Here is a 10,777-nt window from a genome sequence, read left to right on the forward strand (position 1 = left end):
CTCCATTTTATGGAGGTTTTTTTATAGGTATTATGTAACCATTATCGATGGAAAATTCGCGCTTTGTCACGTTGCCAGTCACGGTCTTTCTCAGTTGCACGCTTGTCATGCAGCTGTTTACCTTTTACCAAGGCAATTTCCAGTTTGGCATTTGGACCTTTCCAGTAACAAGCCAGTGGTACGCATGAATAACCCTTCTGGTTAATTGCACCCAGAAGTTTTTCAATTTCACGGCGATTCAGCAACAGTTTACGGGTACGCGTCGCTTCAGGTACCACATGGGTAGACGCGCTCAATAGCGGCTGAATCTGGGCACCAAACAGGAAAGCTTCACCATTTTTAAAGGTAATATAACTTTCTACGATGGTCATACGACCAGCACGCATTGATTTGACTTCCCAGCCTTTTAATGAAAGCCCCGCTTCAAATTTCTCTTCAATAAAATAATCGTGGCGGGCACGTTTATTCAGTGCAATGGTACCGCCATTATTTTTTTTTACTACAATAGATGCTTTCGCCATAATCTGATACTTCCAAACGTGCTGCTATTGTACCGCAACTTTAATTGAGTTGAAGTTTTTAAATTGATGGAGTTTCTTCGCCAAAAAATCAAGATTTTGTTAAAATGGAAAACTTACACAATAAACAGAGTAAAAATGGATGACTAAAACTCGTGTGATTTATCCGGGGACCTTTGATCCGATCACCAATGGCCATATTGACCTGGTGACCCGTGCAGCAAAGATGTTTGATGAAGTGGTGGTTGCAATTGCGATTGGACATCACAAGAATCCGGTATTTAGTCTGGAAGAGCGAGTTGAGCTGGCCCAAGCGTCGTTGAGCCATTTGAACAATGTTGAATTTGTAGGATTTGATGGCCTACTGGTGAATTTCTTCCGTGAGCAGAATGCTACAGCAGTTCTGCGTGGTCTGCGTGCAGTGTCAGATTTTGAGTATGAATTTCAGTTGGCCAATATGAACCGTCAGCTGGATTCACATTTTGAAGCGGTATTTTTAACCCCTTCAGAGCAATATTCTTTTATTTCATCCACATTGGTGCGTGAAATTGCTCGTTTAAGAGGTGATGTGACCAAGTTTGTTCCGCCAAACGTGGTTGAAGCCTTCGAGCGTAAACTTCAGCAAGGTTGGTAGCGTGTCTTTATATATCACCGATGAATGCATCAACTGTGATGTCTGTGAACCTGTCTGTCCGAATGAGGCAATTTTCATGGGTGAAGTCATCTATGAAATTAACCCGGACTTATGTACAGAATGCGTCGGGCATCACGACAAACCACAGTGCCAGTTATTCTGCCCTGTGGACTGTATCCCGCTTGATCCGAACCATGCCGAGACGCGTGAGGAGCTTCAGGCCAAGTATGAAAAACTGACTGCTCAAAAAACATCAAGCAATTAGTCGCCAGATTTGGTACTATGCGGCTCGAAGTGAGCCAGACGATCGCTGCTGTGGAGATCTCCGTGATTGAAGCAGGGGAGGAAAGTCCGGGCTTCATAGGGCAAGGTGCCAGGTAACGCCTGGGCGGCGTGAGCCGACGGAAAGTGCAGCAGAGAGTAGACCGCCTTCATTATGGTTCTGAGCAATCGGAATCGGAGGTAAGGGTGAAAGGGTGCGGTAAGAGCGCACCGCATGACTGGCAACAGTTCATGGCATGGTAAACCCCACCGGAAGCAAGACCAAATAGGGATCCTTTAGGCATGGCCCATGCTGGATCCGGGTAGGTCGCTTGAGCGTATGAGTGATTGTACGCCTAGAGGAATGATCGTTCTCGACAGAACCCGGCTTATCGGCTCACTTCACCAAATTTTGATCAATCAGTGCATTATGGGGTTGACGTTTTTTTTAGAAAAACTCATAATGCGCGCACAGTTTAAGGCTATGTAGCTCAGTTGGTTAGAGCACCGCACTCATAATGCGGGGGTCACAAGTTCAAGTCTCGTCATAGCCACCATATTCTGAAAAACCCACTCCAATTGAGTGGGTTTTTTTATACCTATAAGAATTACAATGATAAAATGAGTGGAAATTAAGCAACTCGGTTAAAAATACTTAATAAAATTTTATGAAGTGAAGATTTAAATGATTTTAGAAAAGCGTAAAAAGTTAGCAGAAGATTGGGGCAGTAGTGGAATCTCTCATATTGAAGAATCTATTTGGAGTTCGACGATTCAACAAAAAGATTTGAATAAAATTAGAGAGTTTTTATCTAAGAATAATTTTAAATATGTCGATATTAGTATTGTTAGACCACTGAATAATAAGACTGAGCAAACTAAGTTTAGAACTCATTATGATGAACTTGGTCGGTGCTTTAGTACGAATTATGGTATTTGTATTCCAGCTAATAGTAATAATTTAAAACTAACTGTTGGATTGGAAAGTGAATTAAAAAATCAGGAATGTCAGGATAAAACGCTTTATATAATAAATAGTTTAAGAATTATATTTGGAATACCTATTGCTCGCGAATTAATGTTTACATCATTGGCTCAAATTGAAAGTTTTCTAGATACAGGTATAAATTCTGAATTGGGATATGCTTCAAAATTTGATGTTCAGAATCTAAATCTCTATGAAGAGATTGAATATTCAGAACTACGTGAATTGCCAATAGATGCACTAATTCTTTTAGATAAAGCATTTCAGCAAAAGTTTCCTAAAGAACGTTTTATATTAATGTGGGTAGCATTTGAAGCAATTATTAATTCTTTACCAAATTTGAAAATGAATGGAAATAAACGTCAAAAGTATTTTCAAGAAGAATTAGCATCTGAAATTCTGAACCAAGAAATTATAAGATTACGAGACTTTAGACATATTGTATTTAAAGAGGCTAAATTTAAAGATGAAGAAGTTGAGGAAATTAATTGGTCTTTATATATGGCAATACAGCTAGCAATTTTAAGTGATTGTCCGCAAAGACAGGCTTTTTTAAATGGATATGAGCAATATGTTCTTAATAAGTCATAAATTTTTAAAATATTGAACCAATTTATCAATATCATCCGTCTGCAACTGTTCATGCATTTTTAAAAACTGCTTTTGATCGATATCATAAATTTTAAGGGAAAGCAGTTTGTCTATATCTTCCTGTGGGAAACGATATTTAATAATTTTTGCAGGTACGCCACCAACCACTGCATAAGGTGGCACATCTTCAGTCACGACAGCCCCCGTTGCGACTACAGCACCTTCACCAAGCTTTACACCCGGCATAATCATGGCACGAGAGCCGATCCAGCAGCCATCACCAATGATCGTATCACCCGCAAGCTCAAAACCCCGTGTATCGAACGGAAACGCTGAAATCCAGTCGATACGGTGCAACTGGTTGCTACCCATCATAATCACGCATTCTGCGCCAAAACAGACGAAATTGCCGATATAAAGCTGATCAATCGGCTTCTCAGGCGTTGCAGGCTTATCATGTAAATAACGCACAACACAACGCTCAAAACCCTGATCCCAATAGGCTGAATAGTAGGAATAATTCCCTTTAATATGAATATTCGGGTTCTTCACGGTTTTTGAGATAAACTCGAACTCACACCAATGATTCACAGGCGAATTAATTAACTTTTCGGACATAGGGAGACAAGAACAATAAGGAATGGGTCATTATACCGAATTGCGCTGCAAGCTGAATCAACAATCTCGATCTAGTCCATGAAGAAAATTTTAAGGTAAATGCTGATCTAAGTGCTTTGAGGGATACGTGCAATGACTTTAATTTCAAAATCAAAACCAGCCAGCCAAGTCACGCCCACAGCCGTCCAGTTCGGATAAGGCTTTTGGGTAAAAATCTGGTTTTTAACTTTCATAATGCTTTCAAACTGCTGTTCAGGATCGGTATGAAAAGTGGTGACATCGATAATATCATCAAAAGTACAACCAGCCGCTGCCAATGTCGCAGCTAAATTTTGAAAAGCGCGTTCTACCTGTTTTTCAAAATCTGGTTCGGGAGAACCATCTTCACGGCTACCGACCTGACCTGAAACAAACAGTAAATCTTGCGATTTGATCGCAGCAGAATAACCATGTTGTTCATACAGGGCATGGCGGTCTTGGGGAAATATTGCAGTTCTAGTCATGGCTATTCTCTTTAAAAAAATTACTATGAAAATTTTTTCTTAAAGCGTCTGGCAGTTTCACATACGCTACGTATGTAAACATAATTGACATACGTAGCGTATGTCAATTAAAATTTTTGTAATGCTGAAGTGGGAATAGAAATGTCTGTTCGTGAATTAAAAATGGCCGAGACCCGTAAAAAACTGATTCAAGTGGCACGCCGTGCATTTGGGGAATATGGCTATGCAGAGACTTCAATGGATAAACTCACAGCAGAAGCAGGGCTGACCCGTGGTGCGCTATATCATCATTTTGGTGATAAAAAGGGCTTATTTGCTGCGGTGGTCGATCAGATTGATTCAGAAATGGCTTCATCTGCCCAGCAACATCTGGAGCAGCCTGATAATCTCTGGGAAGGATTGATGCTTGAAGGACGCACTTATATCGAACATGCCCTAAATGCTGAGTTTCAACGGATTGTGCTGCGCGATGGCCCGGCAATACTGGGTGATCCAGCACATTGGCCAAGTCAAAATAAATGCCTGCAATCAACACGTGAATGTGTAGAACAGTTACTGGCTGAAGGTCGATTAAAACCAGTCGATGCGCTTGCTGCTGCGGTCTTGTTAAATGGCGCAGCAATGAATGCAGCACTGTGGGTGGCATCCAGCGATGATCCTGCACAGGTTTTATCTGAGGCTTTACAGGCATTTGAAGCATTGGCTTCTGGCTTCTTAAAATAAAATCGATAGAAATTTTCAGGATCAATAAAAAACCCCTCAAGCGAGGGGTCTTACAGCCTAAAAATATCTAAATAAAAAATTAGATATATTCAACTTTGGAAATTTCGTATTCCACTTCACCTTGTGGTGTCACGATTTTCACTTCGTCGCCTTCGTTTTTACCTAAAAGTCCACGCGCGATCGGAGAGTTCACAGAGATCTTGTTGATCTTAAAGTCTGCTTCGTCATCACCCACAATTTTGTAAGTTTTTTGTTCTTCAGTGTCCAGATTTTCAATGGTCACTGTCACGCCAAATACAACACGACCGTTTTGTTCCAGTGCTTTAACATCAATCACCTGGCAAGCACCAAGTTTACCTTCGATGTCCTGAATACGACCTTCACAGAAGCCCTGTTGTTCACGTGCAGCATGATACTCTGCATTTTCCTTTAGATCTCCATGTTCACGTGCTTCAGCAATTGCGGCTGTAATACGCGGGCGATCAACAGTTTTTAGCTGATGTAATTCTTTTTCCAAGGCAAGTTTGCCTTCAGGAGTCATAGGATAACGTTGCATAGTTGTCCCTCAAAATTAGGTATGTAAGTAAAATACAAAGTGTATAAATGAAAAAAAGCCCGCCACCGAGAAGGTGGCGGGACTTCTCAGTAACGAATTAACCTACTGTTAAATCTTGCAAACGATATACATCCATCGGCAATTTAATCGCTAAAGCTTGGCATACTGCGTCCGCACCATTCAAGGTAGTTGTGTTATACACTTTACCTTGAAGCGCTGAACGACGGATCGAGAATGAATCTTCCTGCGCTTTTTTACCTTCAGTCGTATTGATTACAAGGTGGATTTCGCCGTTTTTGATACGGTCCACAATGTTTGGACGACCTTCAGTTACTTTGTTTACGCGTTCACATTCAAGACCAGCTTCGCTAATCACTTTAAATGTACCATCAGTTGCAAGAATCTTGAAGCCTAGGTCAATCAATTGTTTCGCAATACCTGCTGCACGAGGTTTATCTGAGTCACGTACAGAAATGAATGCGTGTTTCACTTCACCTTCTGTCGGAAGACCAGGTAGACGTTCGTTCGCACCTAGAACAGCTTTATAAAATGCTTCACCGAATGTTTTACCAACACCCATCACTTCGCCTGTAGATTTCATCTCAGGGCCAAGGATCGGGTCAACGCCAGGGAATTTGTTGAATGGGAATACTGCTTCTTTTACAGAGAAGTGTTCAGGGATAATCTCTGAAGTGAATCCTTGAGATTCTAGAGATTGACCCGCCATACAACGTGCAGCCACTTTCGCTAAAGATTCGCCGATACACTTAGAAACGAACGGCACAGTACGTGATGCACGTGGGTTCACTTCCAGGATGTAAACGTCTTCGCCTTTAACCGCAAACTGAACGTTCATTAGACCAATTACGCCAAGTTCTTTTGCCATTGCAATTGTTTGACGACGCATTTCGTCCTGAATCTCTTTAGACAGAGAATAAGGAGGAATCGAGCATGCTGAGTCACCTGAGTGAATACCTGCTTGTTCAATATGCTGCATGATGCCGCCAATCACAACGTCTTTACCGTCAGAGACACAGTCTACGTCAACTTCGATTGCATCATCCAGGAAACGGTCAAGCAGAACAGGCGCTTCGTTTGATGCTTGAACTGCATCACGTAGGTAGCGTTTAAGTTCTTCATCGTTATAAACGATTTCCATCGCACGGCCACCAAGGACGTAAGATGGACGTACCACAAGTGGATAGCCTACTTTAGACGCTTCAGCCATACCTTCTTCAGCAGATTTTACGATGCTGTTGTTTGGTTGACGAAGTTGCAGACGTTGAATCATTTGCTGGAAGCGTTCACGGTCTTCTGCGCGGTCAATCGCATCAGGAGATGTACCAATGATTGGCGCACCCGCTTCTTCTAAAGCACGAGCCAGTTTCAAAGGTGTTTGACCACCATACTGAACGATAATGCCTTTTGGCTTCTCGATACGTACGATTTCAAGCACATCTTCAAGTGTAATTGGTTCGAAGTACAAACGGTCAGATGTGTCGTAATCCGTAGAAACTGTTTCTGGGTTACAGTTCACTATGATGGTTTCATAGCCGTCTTCACGCATTGCAAGCGCCGCGTGTACACAGCAGTAATCGAATTCGATACCTTGACCGATACGGTTAGGACCGCCACCAATCACCATGATCTTGTCACGAGTCGATGGATTTGCTTCACATTCTTCATCGTAAGTTGAATACATGTAAGCTGTATCAGATTCGAATTCTGCAGCACATGTATCGACACGTTTGTAAACTGGCGTTACGCCCAGGTTCCAACGGTGTTTACGGAATTGTTTTTGTGAAATACCCATCAAGTTCGCAATGCGAAGATCTGATAAACCTTTACGTTTGAACCCACGGATATTGTCCGCATTCAAGTCACCAAAACCTAAAGTTTTGATCTGGTTTTCAGTTTTGATGATGTCTTCGATTTGGATCAAGAACCAACGGTCGATGTTCGTCGCAGCAAAGACTTCATCAAGCGTGAAGCCGTGACGGAATGCATCGCCCACGTACCAGATACGCTCAGGACCTGGAACTTTAAGCTCTTGTAAAATTTTCTCACGCGCGCCTTCAGTACCCGCTTCGATTTTTTCATCAAAGCCAGATGCACCGACTTCAAGACCACGAAGTGCTTTTTGCATAGACTCCTGGAAGTTACGACCAATGGCCATCACTTCACCCACAGATTTCATCTGTGTTGTCAAAGTTGCGTCAGCTTGCGGGAATTTCTCGAAGTTGAAACGGGGAATCTTGGTGACAACGTAGTCAATCGCAGGTTCGAAAGATGCTGGAGTCGTACCGCCAGTGATGTCATTTTTCAGTTCATCAAGGGTATAACCCACAGCCAGTTTCGCAGCGATTTTAGCAATCGGGAAACCAGTTGCTTTAGACGCAAGCGCAGATGAACGAGAAACACGCGGGTTCATCTCGATCACAACCATACGGCCGTCTTTCGGGTTAATACCGAACTGAACGTTAGAACCGCCTGTTTCTACACCAATTTCACGAAGTACAGCTAGAGAAGCGTTACGTAGTAACTGGAATTCTTTATCTGTAAGCGTTTGTGCAGGCGCAACAGTGATCGAGTCACCTGTGTGCACGCCCATTGGGTCGAAGTTTTCAATGGTACATACAATGATACAATTGTCGTTTTTGTCACGAACAACTTCCATTTCGTATTCTTTCCAGCCAATTAATGATTCATCGATCAATAACTGTTTGGTTGGAGAAAGATCGAAACCGCGTTCACAGATTTCAATGAATTCTTCTTTGTTGTATGCGATACCGCCGCCTGAACCACCCATGGTGAATGATGGACGGATAATCACAGGGAAGCCGAAGCGTGCTTGAATCTCTAAAGCTTCTTCCATTGATTCGGCAATGTCTGCTTTTGGACATTCAAGACCAATTTTACGCATTGCCTGGTCGAACAGTTTACGGTCTTCAGCTTTTTCAATTGCTTCTTTGGTCGCACCGATCAGTTCAACATTGAATTTTTCTAAAATGCCGTGCTCATCAAGGGCAAGGGCACAGTTCAATGCTGTTTGACCACCCATTGTAGGAAGAACTGCGTCTGGACGTTCTTTCTCAATGATTGCTGCAACAGTCTGCCAGGTAATCGGTTCGATATACGTTGCATCTGCCATTGCAGGGTCAGTCATAATGGTTGCCGGGTTAGAGTTCACCAAAATAACACGGTAGCCTTCTTCACGAAGCGCTTTACACGCTTGCGCGCCTGAATAGTCAAACTCACACGCCTGACCAATCACAATAGGACCAGCACCGATAATTAAGATGCTTTTAATGTCTGTACGTTTAGCCATGATGCTTCCTTAATTACTTCTTAGATGCTTCGATAAGTTCGATGAAATGATCGAACAATGGTGCGCAGTCATGTGGACCAGGGCTTGCTTCAGGGTGACCCTGGAAGCTGAACGCAGGTTTGTCTGTGCGATGAATACCTTGGTTAGTACCATCAAACAGTGAGCGATGAGTCACACGCAATACCGCAGGCAAGGTGCTTTCATCCACTGCGAAGCCGTGGTTTTGAGAAGTAATCATCACTGTACCAGTTTCAATGTTTTGTACAGGATGGTTGGCACCGTGATGGCCGTGAGGCATTTTCACAGTCTTGGCACCGCTTGCAAGCGCAAGAATCTGATGACCTAGGCAAATCCCGAATACAGGAATATTGCGGGCATCTTCTACAATTGTTTTTACAGCTTCAATTGCGTAGTCACATGCAGCTGGATCGCCAGGGCCGTTCGACAGGAACACGCCATCTGGATTCAGTGCAAGTACATCAGCAGCAGGAGTTTGCGCAGGCACAACGGTCAATTTACAACCGCGATCTGCAAGCATACGTAAGATGTTGGTTTTGACACCGTAATCGTATGCAACAACATGGAATTTAAATTCTGGTTGAGCGAAGCCTTTACCTAAAGTCCATGAACCTTCAGTCCATTCAAAACCTTCAGGATCACAGCATTCTTTTGCAAGGTCTAAACCATTCAGACCACCGAATGCGCGTGCTTTTTCAAGTGCTTCTTCTTCAGTGATGTTTTCGCCTGCAAGGATACAACCGTTTTGTGCACCTTTATCACGCAAAATTCGAGTTAATCGTCGCGTGTCGATGTCAGCAATAGCCACTACATTGTGCTGTTCTAGATATTCACCTAGTGATTGTTCAGCACGGAAGTTACTGTGTAATAAAGGAAGGTCACGGATAATTAAACCGTTTGCCCATACTTTATGAATACGACCTGATTCTGCGTCTTCTTCGTTGCAACCCGTATTACCGATATGTGGGTAAGTTAAAGTTACAAGCTGCTGTGCATAACTTGGATCAGTCAAAATTTCTTGATAGCCAGTCATGGCAGTGTTGAAAACGACTTCACCAGTCGTACAACCCGATGCGCCAATCGAAGTACCTTTAAAGATAGTTCCGTCGGCAAGGGCTAAAATTGCTGGGGTGCTCAAACCAAAGCTCCTGAAATTTAGGCTGTAAAAAAGCGAGTAGACGAAAAAAAAGGAAGGTTAATTTTTAAACCTACCCTCCTATGTCTGCTCGCTTGAACTTAACACGGCATTATACGCAGTAACACCTGCTAAGTCCAATAGCTTTGCCGCAAAAGTATGAGATAAATGGCTTGCTTTTTGCTTGAAAGTCTGTTTCATGATCAATGTTGAAAAATGTAACCATTTAATCTCTGTACACGACAAATTTCACAGAACCCTTATCCTATCAGGGTTCTGCCTTCTTAAAATTGCCAAAATTTCCTTAAACTCTTCTTTTTTCCCAAAACCAATTAAACGCTGAATCGCCATTTGAACATAGTCTAAACCATAGCGAAATAAACTCATTGAGAGTCGTCCATGCTTCTTTATTTTTATCGCTTTTTTTTGATCATGTTGCCATTCACCCGTTAAGTAACACCAACAGAAGCTTATAGCTAACACCGCAATCAATTTTTTCACTCGTCTAGGGTCTGTCAAGCGCGTATTTTCAAGATTAAACCCGCGTCCTTTGAGACAACTGAATAAGGTTTCAATTTCCCAGCGTAATGCATAATCCTGAATAGCATTGGCATTAAACTGAGGAGAAACGACGAGTAAAAGCTCTCCATTTTCTAACTGTAGTGCACTTATATATAGTTTCACCCGACCAACCAAAATCCGTCGTTTACGACATTCAATTTGACCAACTTTAAGATGGCGAAATAAATCACTAATTTTATGATTCTTTCCTAAATGATTGGTGACAATGAAGTTTTTTTAACACGAATGCAGAAGTTGATGTCTTGTTCAATTAACCATGTAAACCACTGCTCACCGATAAACTCTCTGTCTGCGAACACATTCACAATACGGTCTTTACCAAAAA

At 42.3% G+C, this 10,777-nt stretch carries 10 protein-coding genes, 1 tRNA gene, 1 other RNA gene and 1 pseudogene; 6 read left to right on the top strand and 7 right to left on the bottom strand.

Annotated elements, in window-relative coordinates:
• Positions 1-41: 41 nt before the first annotated feature.
• On the bottom strand, positions 42-521 hold the full coding sequence (gene smpB, locus HADU_RS07855; RefSeq protein ID WP_008305081.1) for an SsrA-binding protein SmpB: 480 nt from the start codon (positions 519-521) through the stop codon (positions 42-44).
• A 139-nt stretch (positions 522-660) separates the two neighbouring features.
• Here smpB and coaD point away from each other — a divergent pair, with 139 nt between their 5' ends.
• The 5 genes from coaD to HADU_RS07875 all read left to right on the top strand — a co-directional run bounded on the left by coaD (position 661) and on the right by HADU_RS07875 (position 2,989).
• Positions 661-1,152, top strand: a complete 492-nt coding sequence (gene coaD / locus HADU_RS07860; RefSeq protein ID WP_008305082.1) for a pantetheine-phosphate adenylyltransferase — start codon at positions 661-663, stop codon at positions 1,150-1,152.
• Between the two features lies 1 nt (position 1,153).
• Positions 1,154-1,417, top strand: a complete 264-nt coding sequence (locus HADU_RS07865) for a YfhL family 4Fe-4S dicluster ferredoxin (RefSeq protein WP_008305083.1) — start codon at positions 1,154-1,156, stop codon at positions 1,415-1,417.
• A gap of 26 nt (positions 1,418-1,443) precedes the next feature.
• Positions 1,444-1,821, top strand: an RNA gene (gene rnpB, locus HADU_RS15135) — RNase P RNA component class A.
• A 72-nt stretch (positions 1,822-1,893) separates the two neighbouring features.
• Positions 1,894-1,970: transfer RNA gene (locus HADU_RS07870), tRNA-Met, on the top strand.
• Between the two features lie 128 nt (positions 1,971-2,098).
• Complete coding sequence (locus HADU_RS07875; RefSeq protein ID WP_005222899.1) at positions 2,099-2,989, top strand: hypothetical protein; 891 nt, start codon at positions 2,099-2,101, stop codon at positions 2,987-2,989.
• Here HADU_RS07875 and HADU_RS07880 read toward each other — a convergent pair.
• Both HADU_RS07880 and HADU_RS07885 read right to left on the bottom strand, forming a co-directional pair.
• Positions 2,984-3,607: a CatB-related O-acetyltransferase gene (locus HADU_RS07880; RefSeq protein WP_008305086.1), complete on the bottom strand. Its 624-nt coding sequence runs from the start codon at positions 3,605-3,607 to the stop codon at positions 2,984-2,986. The two genes, HADU_RS07875 and HADU_RS07880, sit on opposite strands and share 6 nt — an antisense overlap.
• A 107-nt stretch (positions 3,608-3,714) precedes the next feature.
• The gene (locus HADU_RS07885; RefSeq protein ID WP_008305088.1) at positions 3,715-4,110 is read right to left on the bottom strand and encodes a RidA family protein; all 396 of its coding nucleotides are present in this window, start codon (positions 4,108-4,110) and stop codon (positions 3,715-3,717) included.
• A 141-nt stretch (positions 4,111-4,251) separates the two neighbouring features.
• On the opposite strand from HADU_RS07885, the gene HADU_RS07890 reads away from it, so the two are divergent.
• Positions 4,252-4,833 carry a TetR/AcrR family transcriptional regulator gene (locus HADU_RS07890; protein ID WP_008305090.1) on the top strand — a complete coding sequence of 194 codons (582 nt, stop codon included), beginning with the start codon at positions 4,252-4,254 and terminating at the stop codon, positions 4,831-4,833.
• 79 nt (positions 4,834-4,912) lie between these two features.
• Here HADU_RS07890 and greA read toward each other — a convergent pair whose 3' ends face one another.
• From greA to HADU_RS07910, 4 genes and pseudogenes are all read right to left on the bottom strand, one after another.
• A complete protein-coding gene (gene greA / locus HADU_RS07895; RefSeq protein WP_005222895.1) occupies positions 4,913-5,389 on the bottom strand; it encodes a transcription elongation factor GreA in 477 nt (158 codons plus the stop codon).
• 97 nt (positions 5,390-5,486) lie between these two features.
• On the bottom strand, positions 5,487-8,717 hold the full coding sequence (carB, locus tag HADU_RS07900) for a carbamoyl-phosphate synthase large subunit (RefSeq protein WP_008305092.1): 3,231 nt from the start codon (positions 8,715-8,717) through the stop codon (positions 5,487-5,489).
• Between the two features lie 13 nt (positions 8,718-8,730).
• A complete protein-coding gene (gene carA, locus HADU_RS07905) occupies positions 8,731-9,873 on the bottom strand; it encodes a glutamine-hydrolyzing carbamoyl-phosphate synthase small subunit (RefSeq protein WP_004814933.1) in 1,143 nt (380 codons plus the stop codon).
• A 246-nt stretch (positions 9,874-10,119) separates the two neighbouring features.
• Positions 10,120-10,777: pseudogene (locus HADU_RS07910) on the bottom strand (IS4-like element ISAba1 family transposase); the annotation flags it as partial.

Source organism: Acinetobacter sp. HA (assembly GCF_000264725.1).
GTDB classification, from domain to species: domain Bacteria; phylum Pseudomonadota; class Gammaproteobacteria; order Pseudomonadales; family Moraxellaceae; genus Acinetobacter; species Acinetobacter schindleri.